This window comes from Streptomyces sp. S.PB5 (assembly GCF_030403745.1).
GTDB lineage: Bacteria > Actinomycetota > Actinomycetes > Streptomycetales > Streptomycetaceae > Streptomyces.
In genome coordinates this window covers 14,218-29,759 of sequence record NZ_JAQMWP010000027.1, presented here as the reverse complement: position 1 = coordinate 29,759, position 15,542 = coordinate 14,218, and the positions used below count along the sequence as shown (strand labels likewise).

General features: G+C 70.0%; 14 protein-coding genes. 10 read left to right on the top strand and 4 right to left on the bottom strand.

The window, feature by feature from the left end:
* Window positions 1–8 precede the first annotated feature (8 nt).
* The gene (locus PH203_RS43655) at window positions 9–629 is read left to right on the top strand and encodes a hypothetical protein (protein ID WP_289927860.1); all 621 of its coding nucleotides are present in this window, start codon (window positions 9–11) and stop codon (window positions 627–629) included.
* Here the strand turns inward: PH203_RS43655 and PH203_RS43650 are convergent.
* Window positions 612–1,151 carry a hypothetical protein gene (locus PH203_RS43650; RefSeq protein WP_289927857.1) on the bottom strand — a complete coding sequence of 180 codons (540 nt, stop codon included), beginning with the start codon at window positions 1,149–1,151 and terminating at the stop codon, window positions 612–614. The two genes, PH203_RS43655 and PH203_RS43650, sit on opposite strands and share 18 nt — an antisense overlap.
* A gap of 56 nt (window positions 1,152–1,207) precedes the next feature.
* Entirely contained in the window at window positions 1,208–1,816 is a 609-nt protein-coding gene (locus tag PH203_RS43645) for a hypothetical protein (protein WP_289927855.1), read from the bottom strand.
* Between the two features lie 250 nt (window positions 1,817–2,066).
* Here PH203_RS43645 and PH203_RS43640 point away from each other — a divergent pair, with 250 nt between their 5' ends.
* From PH203_RS43640 to PH203_RS43630, 3 genes are all read left to right on the top strand, one after another.
* Complete coding sequence (locus PH203_RS43640) at window positions 2,067–2,960, top strand: hypothetical protein (protein WP_289927852.1); 894 nt, start codon at window positions 2,067–2,069, stop codon at window positions 2,958–2,960.
* Between the two features lie 177 nt (window positions 2,961–3,137).
* Entirely contained in the window at window positions 3,138–4,523 is a 1,386-nt protein-coding gene (locus PH203_RS43635; protein WP_289927851.1) for a nitrate/nitrite transporter, read from the top strand.
* Window positions 4,524–4,646: 123 nt separating this feature from the next.
* A complete protein-coding gene (locus PH203_RS43630) occupies window positions 4,647–5,801 on the top strand; it encodes a uroporphyrinogen-III synthase (protein ID WP_289927850.1) in 1,155 nt (384 codons plus the stop codon).
* A gap of 213 nt (window positions 5,802–6,014) precedes the next feature.
* On the opposite strand, the gene PH203_RS43625 is transcribed toward PH203_RS43630, so the two are convergent.
* Complete coding sequence (locus tag PH203_RS43625) at window positions 6,015–6,506, bottom strand: anthrone oxygenase family protein (RefSeq protein WP_289927848.1); 492 nt, start codon at window positions 6,504–6,506, stop codon at window positions 6,015–6,017.
* Between the two features lie 195 nt (window positions 6,507–6,701).
* Between PH203_RS43625 and PH203_RS43620 the strand changes: the two genes are divergently transcribed.
* From PH203_RS43620 to PH203_RS43595, 6 genes are all read left to right on the top strand, one after another.
* Window positions 6,702–7,304, top strand: a complete 603-nt coding sequence (locus PH203_RS43620) for a CGNR zinc finger domain-containing protein (protein ID WP_289927846.1) — start codon at window positions 6,702–6,704, stop codon at window positions 7,302–7,304.
* Window positions 7,305–7,642: 338 nt separating this feature from the next.
* Window positions 7,643–8,164 carry a sigma-70 family RNA polymerase sigma factor gene (locus PH203_RS43615; protein WP_010039908.1) on the top strand — a complete coding sequence of 174 codons (522 nt, stop codon included), beginning with the start codon at window positions 7,643–7,645 and terminating at the stop codon, window positions 8,162–8,164.
* Window positions 8,164–8,991 carry a zf-HC2 domain-containing protein gene (locus tag PH203_RS43610; protein ID WP_289927845.1) on the top strand — a complete coding sequence of 276 codons (828 nt, stop codon included), beginning with the start codon at window positions 8,164–8,166 and terminating at the stop codon, window positions 8,989–8,991. Before PH203_RS43615 ends, PH203_RS43610 begins: the two co-directional genes overlap by 1 nt.
* Before the next feature lie 69 nt (window positions 8,992–9,060).
* The gene (locus tag PH203_RS43605) at window positions 9,061–11,541 is read left to right on the top strand and encodes a UvrD-helicase domain-containing protein (RefSeq protein WP_289927843.1); all 2,481 of its coding nucleotides are present in this window, start codon (window positions 9,061–9,063) and stop codon (window positions 11,539–11,541) included.
* Window positions 11,542–11,850: 309 nt separating this feature from the next.
* Window positions 11,851–13,263 (top strand): NAD-dependent malic enzyme, encoded by a 1,413-nt coding sequence (locus tag PH203_RS43600; RefSeq protein WP_289927841.1) that lies wholly within the window; start codon window positions 11,851–11,853, stop codon window positions 13,261–13,263.
* A gap of 286 nt (window positions 13,264–13,549) precedes the next feature.
* Window positions 13,550–13,831: an HU family DNA-binding protein gene (locus PH203_RS43595; protein WP_007382399.1), complete on the top strand. Its 282-nt coding sequence runs from the start codon at window positions 13,550–13,552 to the stop codon at window positions 13,829–13,831.
* Between the two features lie 268 nt (window positions 13,832–14,099).
* Here PH203_RS43595 and murA read toward each other — a convergent pair whose 3' ends face one another.
* Window positions 14,100–15,446, bottom strand: a complete 1,347-nt coding sequence (gene murA, locus PH203_RS43590; protein ID WP_289927797.1) for a UDP-N-acetylglucosamine 1-carboxyvinyltransferase — start codon at window positions 15,444–15,446, stop codon at window positions 14,100–14,102.
* Between the last annotated feature and the right edge of the window lie 96 nt (window positions 15,447–15,542).

Genomic DNA, 15,542 nt, shown 5'->3' with positions numbered 1-15,542 from the left:
ACGGGCCGATGGCGACGGACACGACGGACACCACGGACACGGCGGGTACGGCGGACTGGCGCGAGTGCCGCGTGGAGCTGCCCGCGCCGCACAACTGGCTGGTGCTGGACCTCGCGACCGAGGACCCGGAGAGCTGGGCGAGGTCGCTCGCCGCGGAACACCTTGCCGAGGACTCCCGACCCGAGCTGTACGACGCCTTCGCCACGGACGTCCTCTGGTACTGGGGTGCGGCCCGCCGGCAGCGCGCCCTGTGCGCCTCGCTGCTCGCCCCGCCGGACAGCGCGGTCGTCGCGAGCTACACCGTCCGGGAGGTGCGGATCCCGCCGGAGGTGTCGACGCCGGCGGCCCTGCGCGCGGAAGTGGCGCGGGCGGAGGGCCCGTTCTTCGGCACCCAGCTGCTGGAGGAGGTCGAGCTCCCGCTCGGCCCGGCCCTGCGCGTCCAGCGCATGGAACCCACGGCACCCGCGTCCGGCAGCGGCGAGATCGTGGAGGGCGTGGCCCACTACGTCCTGCCCGGCAGATTCCCGGGGACGGCGCTGGAGTGCCGGCTGCTGTGGAGCTCGCTGGGCCTGGGCGAGGCGCTGGCCAAGATGGCCGACGAACTGGCGGAGTCACTCCGCCTGACGTGAGGCGGACTTTCCCCGCCGGTTGACGGGGAGGTCCCCGAGCCCCAGCTTCTCCCACGGCACCATCGCCAGCGGCATCCAGCTGAAGCCGACGGCGAACACCCCGATGACGTTGACCAGGCCCTGCGGGAGGAACCAGCCGAGCTGGGCGACGGCAAAGGCCACGAGCAGCAGCCAGACGTCGAAGACGAGCACGGCGAGAAGTTTGCGCGCCACGGCTCCGGCCCCGGCCCGGGCCTCGCCCTTCCTGAACATCCCGAAGACGATCACCGGCACCATCAGCCCGGTGACGGCCCCGACCGCGATCCCGCCGATGATCAGCGCGATGTGCCCGTCCTCGGGCACCAGGTCCGACAGGGGCGCACGGTCCACGGCGTCCCCGAGCAGCGCCACGGCGGCGTAGACACCGAGCGCCATCGCCGCCAGTACGACGACGACCCCCACCCCGAAGGCGACATTCCCGGCGACCGAGCGCTCACTGCGCTGCGTCGCCTCAGGCCCCTCGGCCCTCGACTCGGCGGACATGGACTCTCCCATTCCTGTGCGGGGTCCGGTAGAGGATAGCCGGGGCCCGCCGCGGTTCAAGGGCTGTCGGGGGCGTCCACCACGTTCGCCTCGGCCGGCGGCCGGATGTCCAACGGCTCGTCGAAGGCGCTGTACGTGGTCGTGGTGCTGAGGCCGGCGCCTTTGTAGACGACCTTGAGGATGTACGGCTTGCCCTCGGTGGCCACGGAGAAGGTGTACGTGCCGCCCTCGTCCGCCTCGTCGGTCACGACCAGCTCGATCGCCCCGGTGCCGTCGACCTCGGTCGCCTTGCCCTTCTTCGCCGTGCCGAAGGAGGCGAAGTCCCGGGTGCAGGTGACCAGCCCGTCGCCCGACCGAGCCTTGCTCGTGGGGGTCCTGAACCAGGTGCTCTGGGGCGCGTCCACGGTCTTGCCCGACCAGTTGTCGATGTACGCGCGGTTCGGGCGGACGTAATCCGTCTCCCCGATCCGGATCTGCTCAAGGACGGCGCCCGTCTTCTCCCAGGTCACCTTCGAGACGCACTTGCTGTCGAGGTCGCTGGTGAACCGACTGGAGATCCCCGTGCCGTCACTCTTGTCGGAACCGGCCTCGACGGTCACGGACGACAGCGCGCCCATGGTGTCGTTCGCCTCGTCGAGGATCTCCTGCGCGGAGCGATCCTCCACGCCGTCACCGTCACCGCCCGAGCACCCGGCCGCCACCAGGCACACCAGCGCAGCCGCCAGCCCACTCGCCCGTCTTCGCACAGTCCCCCCACAGATCACGTGCGCCACAGATTACTGCTGATGTCATGCGCACCAAGATCCCGTAAACCGGGGCGACAGCGGTTTCCGTGGGGCGTACGGGCGTGCGAGACTGCGGCGGTTGCGGAAGTGAACGGGGTGGCCCGGGTGGCCCGGTGGGGAGCGGACTCCTATGAGCAAGCGGCAAGTGCAGAAGATGCTGCGGTTGATGGCCGGCTGCGAGCCCGTCGAGCTCACCAGCCCCATGGCCTCCGTGAAGAAGCTCGCCCGGCTCGCCTTCACCGCTCAGCAGTTCGGCTACGAGTACGCCGACGTACGGCAGAGCGGAGGGCGTAACAACGCCCTCGTCATGCTGCTCGTGCCCGACCCGAGTCCGCAGGCCCGCGCCCGGGCCGCGCAGAACTGGGCCCAGTACCCGAACGCCGGTGACGGGGTCTCCGTACCGCCGCTCGTCCCCGACGCCTTCGAGCTCCTCAAGGCCCGCATCAACTTCGACCTCACCGGTCAGGTCAGAAAGCGCATGGGATACGCCGTCGTCGGCGCGAGCGTCGCGTCGCTGTTCCTCGCCTACCGGTTCGGCGGCAGCTCCGAGGACTTCATCGCCGCGGCGGTCGTCTGGGTGCTGTTCATGGCGATCATCGGCATCGGCTACGTCGTCAACGGCAAGCGCAACGTCAAGTTCGCCGGCCTGCTCCAGGCCGCCGGGTTCACCCCGGTCACGGACGAGACGGGCCGGGTGCGCTACCTGCCCCCGGGCGCCCAGCTGCCGGGGCAGCAGGGGAACCCGTTCGCCGCGGGGCCGTACGGCCAGCAGCAGCCGTACCCGCAGGCCCAGCCGTACCCTCAGGTCCAGCCGCAGCCCCAGCAGCCGTACGCCGGTCAGCCCGCCGCCCCCGGCCCGTACGCCCCGCAGCAGCCCTATCCCCAGCAGCAGCCGTATCCTCAGCAGCAGCCCCCGGCGGCCCCCGGCCCCTATGCCGCCCAGCCGCCGTACCCCCAGCAGCCGTACCCGCCGCAGCAGCCCTACCCTCAGCAGAACCCCAACTGGCAGGCACCCCAGCGCTGAGCTGTTCGTAACAAAGGGCCGCAAGTACCTCTCATCCCGCCCCCGCGCAGGGTGAGAGCAAAGTTCCTTTCCGGTCACCCTGTGCCACAGTCAGGAAACGCGCCCTCCCTACCTTCGGGGACATCCGCTCATCAAACAGCACGGCAGCAGCGAGCCCCGTAGCCCCGTGGAGGCGCAATGACAGCCCCTAGCACCGTCCCCGCACCCCCGAGCCGGGGCAGTCGCTGGATCCAGCAGTGGGATCCGGAGGACGAGACCTTCTGGAAGGAGACCGGAGAGAAGGTCGCCCGCCGCAACCTGATCTTCTCCGTCCTCTCCGAGCACATCGGCTTCTCGATCTGGACGATGTGGTCCGTGCTCGTGCTCTTCATGGGCCCGGAGTACGGCCTCACCCCGGCCGACAAGTTCCTGCTGACCTCGATGGTCACCCTGGTCGGCGCCGTCGTTCGCGTCCCCTACACCTTCGCCGTCGCCATCTTCGGCGGCCGCAACTGGACGATCGTCTCGGCGGCCCTGCTGCTCGTCCCGACGATCGCCGCGTTCACCGTGATGGAGCCCGGGACCTCCTTCAACACCTTCCTCCTCGTCGGCCTCCTCGCCGGCATCGGCGGCGGCAACTTCGCCTCCTCCATGACCAACATCAACGCCTTCTTCCCGCTCAGGAAGAAGGGGTGGGCCCTCGGCCTCAACGCAGGCGGCGGCAACATCGGCGTGCCGGTCATCCAGCTGGTCGCGCTCGCGGTCATCGGCGCCAGCGGCGGACCCCGGGTGCTCCTGGGCATCTACATCCCGTTCATCGTCGTCGCCGCCGTCCTCGCCGCGCTCTTCATGGACAACATCGCCTCCGTGAAGAACGACACCGGCGCCGCCAAGGACGCCTCGAGGGACGCCCACACCTGGATCATGTCCTTCCTCTACATCGGCACCTTCGGCTCCTTCATCGGCTACAGCTTCGCCTTCGGCCAGGTGCTGACGAACCAGTTCGGCCGTACGCCGCTGGAGGCCGCGTACGTCACCTTCATCGGCCCGCTGCTCGGCTCGCTGATCCGGCCCTTCGGCGGCTGGCTCGCCGACAAGTACGGCGGCGCGAAGATCACGCTGTACAACTACGTCGGCATGGGCGTGGCGACCGCGGTCCTCATCTTCGCCAGCATGGAGGAGTCGCTGGCCCTGTTCACCGTCGCCTTCGTGGCACTGTTCGTCCTCACCGGTCTCGGCAACGGATCGACGTACAAGATGATCCCCGGCATCTTCCAGGCCAAGGCTCTCGCCAAGGGCCTGCAGGGCGAGGCGGCCGCCGCCTACGGCCGGCGTCTGTCCGGTGCCTCCATGGGGCTGATCGGCGCGGTGGGCGCGCTGGGCGGCGTCGGCATCAACCTCGCCTTCCGCCAGTCCTTCCTCTCCTACGGCTCCGGCACCGGCGCTTTCGTCGCCTTCCTCGCCTTCTACACGGCCTGCTTCCTGGTCACCTGGGCCGTATACCTTCGCCGCCCGGCGGCGCAGGTACAGGCCGCAACTGCCGCCACCGCGGAGAAGCCGCAGCTCAGCTACGCCGAGGTGTGACGTAACACCAGCGACATCAAGCCGAACCGAGCCTGTCATGCAGCGTTGACAGGCTCGATCGGCATGCAGGTGCCGTCACACGCCGTGTAGGTGCAACCGACTCGAGTGCGGGACGAGAGTTATATGTACGACGAACAGCAGCGACCAGAACAACACGGCCCCCTGGCCGGCTTCACGGTAGGCGTGACAGCCGCGCGCCGGGCCGACGAGCTGGGCGCACTGCTGCAGCGACGGGGAGCCGCCGTCCTGCACGCACCTGCCCTGCGGATCGTGCCACTCGCCGACGACAGTGAGCTGCTCGCGGCGACGAAGGAGATCATCGACCAGAAGCCGGACGTCGTGGTCGCCACGACCGCGATCGGTTTCCGCGGCTGGATCGAGGCCGCGGACGGCTGGGGCGTCGGCGAGGACCTGCTGGACCGGCTGCGCGGCGTCGAACTGCTGGCCCGCGGTCCGAAGGTCAAGGGCGCGGTACGGGCGGCCGGGCTGACGGAGGAGTGGTCGCCGTCGTCCGAGTCCATGGCGGAGGTGCTGGACCGCCTCCTCGAGGAGGGCGTCGACGGCCGCCGCATCGCCATCCAGCTGCACGGCGAACCGCTGCCGGGATTCGTGGAGGCCCTGCGGGCCGGGGGAGCGGAGGTCCTGGGCATCCCGGTGTACCGCTGGATGCCCCCGGAGGACATCGCCCCGGTGGACCGCCTGCTGGACGCGGCCATCTCCCGGGGCCTGGACGCGCTGACGTTCACGAGCGCACCGGCCGCGGCGTCCCTGCTGAACCGGGCGGAGAAGCGGGGCCTGCTCCCGGAGCTGCTGGGGGCCCTCAACCACGATGTGCTGCCGGCCTGCGTGGGCCCGGTGACCGCCCTGCCCCTGCAGGCCCGGGGCGTGGACACGGTCCAGCCCGACCGCTTCCGTCTCGGCCCCCTCGTCCAGCTCCTCTGCCAGGAACTCCCGGCACGCGCCCGCACGCTCCCGATCGCCGGTCACCGGGTGGAGATCCGGGGCCACGCGGTACTGGTCGACGGCGCCCTGCGGCCTGTGCCGCCGGCCGGGATGTCGCTGCTGCGGGCGCTGTCGCGGCGGCCGGGGTGGGTGGTGGCCCGGGCGGAACTGCTCCGGGCGCTGCCGGGTGCCGGGCGGGACGAGCACGCGGTGGAGACGGCGATGGCACGCCTCCGCACGGCCCTGGGCGCCCCGAAGCTGATCCAGACGGTGGTGAAGCGGGGGTACCGGCTGGCACTGGACCCGGCGGCGGACGCGAAGTACGCGGACGCGTAGGGGTTCTCTCGCCCCCGCCGCCCCTTACCCGTCCCGTCCCTGGGGGCTGCCGCCCCCAGACCCCCCGCTTCGGCCCTGAAGGGGCCTCGTCCTCAAACGCCGGACGGGCTGGATGTGGCTGGGCTGAATCCAGCCCCTCCGGCGTTTGAGGAGCGGGGGTCCAGGGGGCAGCGCCCCCAGGGACGGGAACGGGTAGGGGCGGCGGGGGCGAGATCAAAGCCGGGACCGGCCGCCGTACAGCACCAGCCCCCGCACCAGGCACCCCATCGCCACCGTCGACAGCACCGCCCGCACCCCGTTCCACACCACCCACGCCCCCTCGAACTCCTCCCGCCCCGCCCGCACATCCGTCGCCCCGTCGAGCCCATCGTTCAGCGGGATGTTGAAGGCGACCGTCACCAGGAAACCCAGGGCGTACGCGATCAGCCCCGCCCACACCCACCGGCCGTACCCCGACCCCCGCCCCTGCCACGCCGCCACCCCCGTCAGCACCAGCGCCCCCAGAAAGCTCAGCAGGAACACCGGGTTCTGGATCACGTCGTTGATGTTCCGCATCACCTCGACGTAGACCCGGTCGTCGCTGCGCGCCAGCCCCGGCATCACCGCACAGGCGAAGACATAGAAGGCCCCGGCGATCAGACCCATGGCGACCGTGGCCGCGCCCAGTACGACTCCCGTGCCCTTGTGCTGTGTTCGCGTCGTCATGCCCTCAAGCCAACGGTTCCCGGACCCGCCACGACATGGCCCAGAACCGCAGCCCCATACGCGACCGTCCACGCCCCACCGGTACACAGGGGTTCCGGCGGCGCGAGCGGGCAGGCACTGTGAGAGGGAACCCTCCGATAAGAACCTTCTCACCGACCCCTCACACGCAGGGCACCCCTAGGCGGTGACAGGCACATGGCACTGGGTACGGCCACGGCCCCGTACGAGCTGCGGTTCGACGCCGGACGGATCTGCCTCGATCTCCTCGCGACCACCCACCCCGTCGAACGGCTCGACTCGACCGAGGTGCTGCTGGGATGGATCGCCGGCTCCGGCCTCGTACCGTCCGCGACCCCGCTGACCCACGCGGATCCTTCCTGGCTCGTCGGGTTCCGGGAACTCCGTGGTCAGGTGAGCCAGTTGGTACGAGCGAGACTCGCCCCCGAGCCCCACCTCCGCCCCTCGCACGACCTGGCACTCGCCCGCGTCAACGACCTCGCCCGCACCGCGCCCCCGGCACCGCGGGCCGTACCGGGCGAGGACGGCACGCTCGTCAGGGAGCTGGACGGCCCGCCCCAACTCGCCGCGCTGCTCGGCGCGATCGCCAGGGACGCCGTGGAACTGCTCACCGATCCCGTCGCGCGGGCGGGTCTGCGGCAGTGCGCCGGCGACAACTGCCCGATCGTCTATCTGGACACGTCCCGGGGGCGCAGGAGGCGCTGGTGCTCCAGTGAGGTCTGCGGGAACCGTGAAAGGGTGGCCCGGCACCGCCGTCGGGCTGCGCTCGCGCGGGCCTGAGGGTGATCAGGGAAGCCTGAGGGGACGTTATGTCCCTTCTGTGGAACGGCCGTCGAAGTGATTTCGGTTACACGCCGTTTACTCGGCGCTCCGCCCGGGCAGCCGCCCCCTTCGCGCCAATGTGGCGGAAATGTAAAGATCGAGAGGCGGGAATGTGCGCGCATGTCCCCCTCGTCTCGGCACTCAGAAGAAATCTGTCATGTCACTTTGAACACTCAACGGCCCGCGTCCGTACCCCGTGTTGAGCGACCGGCTGGGGGAACCCCCGGACATCGGAGGTGGGCGTGCGCAAGGATTCCGTCGTGGCCAATGAACGTGGATCGAGGGCCCGACATCGCATGTCCCAGCCCTCGGAACCTGATGAGGAGCTCATGCGTGCTCTGTACAGAGAGCACGCAGGTCCCCTGCTCGCCTATGTGCTGCGGCTGGTCGCCGGAGACCGCCAAAGAGCAGAGGACGTTGTGCAGGAAACGCTGATCCGTGCATGGAAGAACGCCGGTCAGCTCAACAGAGCGACCGGATCTGTACGCCCCTGGCTGGTGACCGTTGCCCGGCGCATCGTCATCGACGGCCACCGAAGCCGGCAGGCCCGGCCGCAGGAGGTCGATCCGTCGCCGCTGGAGGTCATCCCCGCGGAGGACGAGATCGACAAGGCGCTGTGGTTGATGACGCTGTCGGACGCGCTCGACGACCTGACCCCGGCCCACCGGGAGGTGCTCGTCGAGACGTACTTCAAGGGGCGTACCGTCAATGAGGCGGCCGAGACACTCGGGATACCCAGCGGAACGGTCCGTTCCAGGGTCTTCTATGCCCTGCGGTCGATGAAGCTCGCACTTGAGGAGCGGGGGGTGACGGCGTGATGAGTGTTTACGGGGGAAACCAGGGATTCGGCAGTGGTGGTGCGGGTATGTCTGGCTCCATGCAGGGTTCTCCGGTGCCGAACGAGCACGAGACCGTCGGCGCATACGCCCTCGGGATCCTCGACGACGCCGAGGCAACCGCTTTCGAGATGCACCTCGCGACCTGCGAATGGTGCGCCCAACAGCTCGACGAACTCGCCGGGATGGAACCGATGCTGGCCGCGCTCGCGGACCTGCCCGGCTCCGGCACTCCCGCCATCGGCGAGTCCCTGTCCGCCAAGCCCAGTCCGCGGCTGGTGAACAAGCTCGTCGACGAGGTCGCCGAACGCCGCGCCCAGAAGCGCAGGCGCGCCTTCTACATGGTGGCCGCCGCGGCCGCCCTGATCATCGGCGGTCCCCTGGTCGCCGTGGGCGCCACAGGAGACGACTCCGGAGGGAACGTCTCGGCGCACACCACCAGCGCCAGCCCCGCGAAGGAAGCCTTCGACACCATCGACGACAAGGTCACGGGCACCGACTCCTCGACGGACGTCAGTGCGACCGTCGCCCTGGAGAAGAAGGCCTGGGGTACCCACGCGGTCCTGGAGCTGAAGAACGTCAAGGGCCCGGAGAAGTGCTCCCTCATCGCCGTCGGCAAGAACGGCGAGCGTGAGACGGTCACCTCCTGGTCCGTCCCCACCTGGGGTTACGGCCTCCCGAACGCCAAGACCGAGCAGGCCAAGAACCCGCTCTACGTCCACGGCGGCGCCGCCTTCGCCCCGAACGAGATCGACCACTTCGAGGTCATGACCTTCGAAGGCAAGCGACTCGTCGAAGTAGACGTGTAGCTGCCGTAGCTGCAACGGGTCCCCTTCGCGTACGGTTGACGGCTGCCCAGCACGTCAGAAGGGGGCCCGGTGGCCGCTCAGGCTCATCAATCTGCGGTCGGCTCGGTTCACGACGTACACGATTCTGTACGGGACCGGGAGATCAGCGTCGAACAGGAACACCTTGACCGGGTGTACCGGCGCCTTGAGGAGAAGATCCACGAGGCGGAGTTCCTGATGAACGACGCGGCCAAGCGAGGCCAGGTCGGCACGCCCGGCGCACTCGCCGAACGGGACGCCCAGGTGTTCCGGGCGGGAGTCCACCTCAACCGGCTCAACAACGAGTTCGAGGACTTCCTCTTCGGCCGTATCGACCTGCTCCTCGGGAAGGACGGCAAGAAGGGGCCCGACGGCGCCTACACCGCCGTGGAACCCGCCGAGGGTGTCATCCGGGAGGACAACACCGCCGACATCGCCGAGACCCTGCACATCGGCCGGATCGGGGTCCTCGACTCCGAGTACGCGCCGCTCGTCATCGACTGGCGGGCCCCGGCCGCGGCGCCGTTCTACCGCTCCACCCCGGTCGACCCGGGCCGCGTGGTGCGCCGCCGGGTCATCCGCTCCAAGGGCCGCCGCGTCCTCGGTGTCGAGGACGACCTCATGCGCCCCGAGCTCAAGGCCTTCCTCGACGGCCACGAGCTCCCCGCCATCGGTGACGGTGCCCTCATGGCCGCCCTCGGCCAGGCCCGCAGCCACACCATGCGCGACATCGTCGCCTCCATCCAGGCCGAACAGGACCTGGTCATCCGGGCCCCCGCCGCGTCCGTGACCTACGTCGAGGGCGGCCCCGGCACCGGCAAGACGGCCGTCGCCCTGCACCGCGCCGCGTACCTGCTCTACCAGGACCGCCGCCGCTACTCCGGCGGCATCCTCATCGTCTCCCCGACCCCGCTCCTCGTCGCCTACACCGAGGGCGTCCTGCCGTCCCTGGGCGAGGAGGGCCAGGTCGCCATCCGCGCCATCGGCTCCCTCGTCGACGGCGCCGAGGCCACCCTGTACGACTCCCCGTCGACGGCCCGCGCCAAGGGCTCGTACCGGATGCTGAAGGTGCTGCGGAAGGCGGCGCGGGGGGCGCTGGAGGGGAACCCGGGCGGCGGCGCGGCCGCGGGCGCGCAGACCGGCCGGCGCGGCCCGGCGGGCCGGCGCGGGCGCGACGAGACCGGGCAGCTCGCCTTCGGTGGTGAGACGGAGGGGCAGCTCTCCTTCGGCGGCGACGACAGCGCTGCCCAGGCCCCCGCGGGCCCGCCCTCCCGGCTCCGTGTCGTCGCCTTCAACCGTCGCCTGGAGCTCGAAGCCCCCGAGCTGGAACGTATCCGCCGCAACGCACTCGGCGGCACCGCGCCGGTGAACCTCCTGCGTCCCCGGGCCCGCAAGCTCCTCCTGGACGCCCTGTGGGCCCAGTCCGGCGCGGGCTCCCGGCACACCGACCCCGAGCTCGCCGCCGAGCTGCGGTCCTCCTTCGACGAGGACGTCAGCACCGAGGACAGCTTCATCGACTTCCTGAACGCCTGGTGGCCCGAGCTCACCCCGAAGGACGTCCTGACGGCGATGGCGGACGAGCGGCGCCTCGGCCGCTGGGCCCGCCGCATCCTCAACCCCGGCGAGGTCCGCAAGGTCGCCCGTTCGCTGAAGCGGGACGGCCACTCCGTGCACGACATCGCCATGCTCGACGAGCTCCAGGCGATCCTCGGCACCCCGGCCCGCCCCAGGAAGAAGCGCGAACTGGACCCCCTCGACCAGCTGACCGGCCTGGAGGAGCTGATGCCGGTCCGCGAGGAGACCCAGCGCGAGCGCGCCGAGCGTCTCGCCCAGGAACGCGTCGAGTACGCGCACGTCATCGTCGACGAGGCCCAGGACCTCACGCCGATGCAGTGGCGCATGGTCGGCCGCCGCGGCCGGCACGCCACCTGGACGGTCGTCGGCGACCCGGCCCAGTCCTCCTGGTCCGACCCCGACGAGGCGGCCGAGGCCCGTGACGAGGCCCTCGGCACCCGCCCGCGCCGCCGCTTCCAGCTCACCGTGAACTACCGCAACCCCTCGGAGATCGCCGACCTCGCCGCCAAGGTCCTGGCCCTCGCGATGCCCGGCTCCGAGTCCCCGAAGGCCGTACGGTCCACCGGCGTCGAGCCGCGTTTTGTGACAACGAGCGATGGACACAGCAGAGCGGTGCGGGAATCCCTCGCGGCCACCGTCCGGGAGGAGGCCGCCCGTCTCCTCGACCGTGTCGACGGCACGATCGGCGTAGTGGTCGCCATGCAGCGCCGCGAGGAGGCCGCCCGCTGGCTCACCGGGCTCGGCGACCGCGTGGTGGCCCTGGGCAGCCTGGAGGCCAAGGGCCTGGAGTACGACGCCACGATCGTCGTCTCCCCGGCGGAGATCGCGGACGAGTCCCCGGCGGGCCTGCGGGTGCTGTACGTCGCCCTCACCCGGGCGACCCAGCAGCTGACGGTGGTGTCGGGGGAGCGGGACCAGCCGGATGCGACCGGAGTGCCTGACCTGCTGCGGGATTAGTTCTCGAGGAACTCTCGAGACGGGAATGGCCTTACGGGATCCGTTTGTTAGCCTGGGTGTGGCACCGGCCCGATCCAAGCCCCCGGGCCCAACCTTCGTCCCTCAGAGGGACCACTTGCCGCGAGGCGAGCATGGCGGGTCGGTGTCATTGATCGTTTCGTGAGAGGCCCACGTCACCGGACAAGTGACGTGGGCCTCTTTCGTCGTGAACAAAACGTTCGCAATCCAGCGCGGCTAACGCCTACTCGGCAGTAGGTGCGACGATCGGACGGCATACAGAAGTACCGGTGAAAGCAGAGGAAGTCGGCCATGGCAACGGCGCCCAGCGTCTCCTACTCGATGACGGTCCGGCTGGAGGTGCCCGCGAGCGGAACCGCGGTCTCCCAGCTCACCACGGCCGTGGAGTCCTCCGGAGGCTCGGTGACCGGCCTCGACGTCACCGCCTCCGGTCACGAGAAGCTCCGTATCGACGTCACCATCGCGGCCACGTCGACCGCGCACGCCGACGAGATCGTCGAGGAGCTCCGCGGCATCGAGGGCGTCACCCTCGGCAAGGTCTCCGACCGTACGTTCCTCATGCACCTCGGCGGCAAGATCGAGATGCAGTCCAAGCACCCCATCCGCAACCGTGACGACCTGTCCATGGTCTACACGCCGGGTGTGGCCCGCGTCTGCATGGCGATCGCCGAGAACCCCGAGGACGCCCGCCGCCTCACCATCAAGCGCAACACCGTTGCGGTCGTGACGGACGGCTCCGCCGTGCTCGGCCTCGGCAACATCGGCCCGATGGCCGCCATGCCGGTCATGGAGGGCAAGGCGGCCCTCTTCAAGCGCTTCGCCGACATCGACGCCTGGCCGATCTGCCTGGACACCCAGGACACCGACGAGATCGTCGCGATCGTCAAGGCGATCGCCCCCGGCTTCGCCGGCATCAACCTGGAGGACATCTCCGCGCCCCGCTGCTTCGAGATCGAGGCCCGTCTGCGCGAGGCCCTCGACATCCCCGTCTTCCACGACGACCAGCACGGCACCGCGATCGTCGTCCTCGCCGCGCTGAAGAACGCGCTGCGCGTCACCGGCAAGGCGATCGAGAACATCCGCGTCGTCATGTCCGGCGCCGGCGCGGCCGGTACGGCCATCCTCAAGCTGCTGATCGCGGCGGGCGTCAAGAACGCCGTCGTCGCCGACATCCACGGTGTCGTGCACGCGGGCCGCGAGGACCTGGTGGACGCCGCCGCGGACTCGCCGCTGCGCTGGATCGCCGACAACACCAACCCCGAGGGCCTGACCGGCACCCTCAAGGAGGCCGTTCGCGGAGCAGACGTCTTCATCGGCGTCTCCGCCCCGAACGTCCTGGACGGCAGCGATGTGGCCGCCATGGCCGAGGACGCGATCGTGTTCGCGCTCGCGAACCCCGACCCCGAGGTCGACCCGGCGATCGCCCGTCAGACGGCGGCGGTGGTGGCCACCGGCCGCTCCGACTTCCCGAACCAGATCAACAACGTGCTGGTCTTCCCGGGCGTCTTCCGCGGTCTGCTGGACGCGCAGTCCCGCACGGTCAACACCGACATGATGCTGGCCGCCGCGACCGCCCTGTCGGACGTGGTGACCGAGGACGAGCTGAACCCGAACTACATCATCCCGAGCGTCTTCAACGACAAGGTCGCGGGCGCGGTCGCGGGTGCGGTCCGCGAGGCGGCGAAGGCTGCCGCCGCGTCCTAGGGACGATGTGACCGGGCTGTGAGGATCACCACGGCAAGGCCTTGCATCGGCGAGTCGTGGAACCCGGGCCTCCTGGCCGACGTTTATCGTGTCGGCCAGGCTCGGGGCCTCTCTTCGTGTGACACCGAAGGGTGTTCTCACGACTCCAGCGGGTGCCGGATTGGCTTTCCCGCAGCAGGTAGGGGCAGGATGCGTCCCTGGGCGCGAGCGCATCGGCTTCGCTGTGCCTCGCGCGGCGCCGCCGCGTGGCACACCCCAACGGCAAGAAGAACACGGGAGTAACAACATGAACCGCAGTGAGCTGGTGGCCGCCCTGGCCGACCGCGCCGAGGTGACCCGCAAGGACGCCGACGCCGTGCTGGCCGCGTTCGCCGAGACCGTCGGCGAGATCGTCGCCAAGGGCGACGAGAAGGTCACCATCCCCGGCTTCCTGACCTTCGAGCGCACCCACCGTGCCGCTCGCACCGCGCGCAACCCGCAGACCGGCGACCCGATCCAGATCCCCGCGGGTTACAGCGTCAAGGTCTCCGCGGGCTCCAAGCTCAAGGAAGCCGCCAAGGGCAAGTAAGCCTGACGGTACGTCCGGGACGACGTACGAGGCGCGAGTAACGCCAATGGGGCGGCCCCCTTCACCGGGGGCCGCCCCATCGTCGTACGTACGACCGCTCTCGCCGTCCGCTGCTGTTGTCTGCCGTCGCTGTCCGAGAGCCTTGCCGGGCAGCTCCACCTTCGCGCCCAGCTCCACGAGCTTCTCCATGCTGTGTCTATCCGGGGGATGACCCCCGGACCCCCAGCCGGGAGCGGCGCGGCCCTGGGCCGGAGCCAGGAAGTGGCGGTCAGCCGAGCGCTTTGCCCGGAAGTTCCACCTTCGCCCCAAGCTCCACGAGCTTCTCCATGAAGTTCTCGTAGCCGCGGTTGATGAGGTCGATGCCGTGGACCCGGGAGGTGCCCTGGGCCGCGAGGGCGGCGATCAGGTAGGAGAAGCCGCCGCGGAGGTCGGGGATGACCAGGTCGGCGCCCTGGAGCTTCGTGGGTCCTGAGACGACCGCGCTGTGGAGGAAGTTGCGCTGGCCGAAGCGGCAGTCGGAGCCGCCCAGGCACTCGCGGTACAGCTGGATGTGAGCACCCATCTGGTTGAGCGCGGAGGTGAAGCCGAGGCGGGACTCGTAGACCGTCTCGTGGACGATCGACAGGCCGGTGGCCTGGGTCAGGGCGACCACCAGCGGCTGCTGCCAGTCCGTCTGGAAGCCCGGGTGGACGTCCGTTTCGAGTGCGATGGACTTCAACTGGCCGCCGGGGTGCCAGAAGCGGATGCCCTCGTCGTCGATCTCGAAGGCACCGCCCACCTTCCGGTAGGTGTTCAGGAACGTCATCATCGAGCGCTGCTGGGCGCCGCGGACGTAGATGTTGCCCTCGGTCGCGAGCGCGGCGGACGCCCACGAGGCGGCTTCCAGGCGGTCCGGAAGGGCCTTGTGGTTGTAGCCGCCGAGCGAGTCGACGCCGGTGACACGGATCGTGCGGTCGGTGTCGATCGCGATGATGGCGCCCATCTTCTGCAGGACGCAGATGAGGTCCTCGATCTCGGGTTCGACCGCGGCGTTGGAGAGTTCGGTGACGCCCTCCGCCAGGACCGCCGTCAGCAGCACCTGCTCGGTCGCGCCGACCGACGGGTAGGGCAGCCGGATCTTCGTGCCGCGCAGTCGCCGCGGCGCCTCCAGGAACTGCCCGTCCGCGCGCTTCTCGATGGTCGCGCCGAACTGCCGCAGCACCTCGAAGTGGAAGTCGATGGGCCGGCCGCCGATGTCGCAGCCGCCGAGGCCGGGGATGAAGGCGTGGCCGAGGCGGTGCAGCAGCGGGCCGCAGAGCAGGATCGGGATACGGCTGGAACCCGCGTGGGCATCGATGTCAGCGACGTTCGCGCTTTCCACGTGCGTCGGGTCCATCACCAGCTCGCCCGGCTCCTCACCCGGACGGACCGTCACCCCGTGCAGCTGCAGCAGGCCGCGTACGACACGCACGTCACGGATGTCCGGAACGTTGCGCAGTCGACTCGGCCCGCTGCCCAGCAGGGCGGCGACCATGGCCTTCGGTACGAGGTTCTTCGCACCGCGGACACGGATCTCGCCCTCCAGCGGGGTTCCGCCGTGGACAAGCAGTACGTCGTCATTGCCGTTGACGGTCATGTATCTCGCGTTCCGATGAGTGGGGCAGGGGCCAGAAGGGAAAGGGTAATCGCCGTCCACCCCCCTTTCGTAAGCCCAAGTGCCGCCCAGGTACGT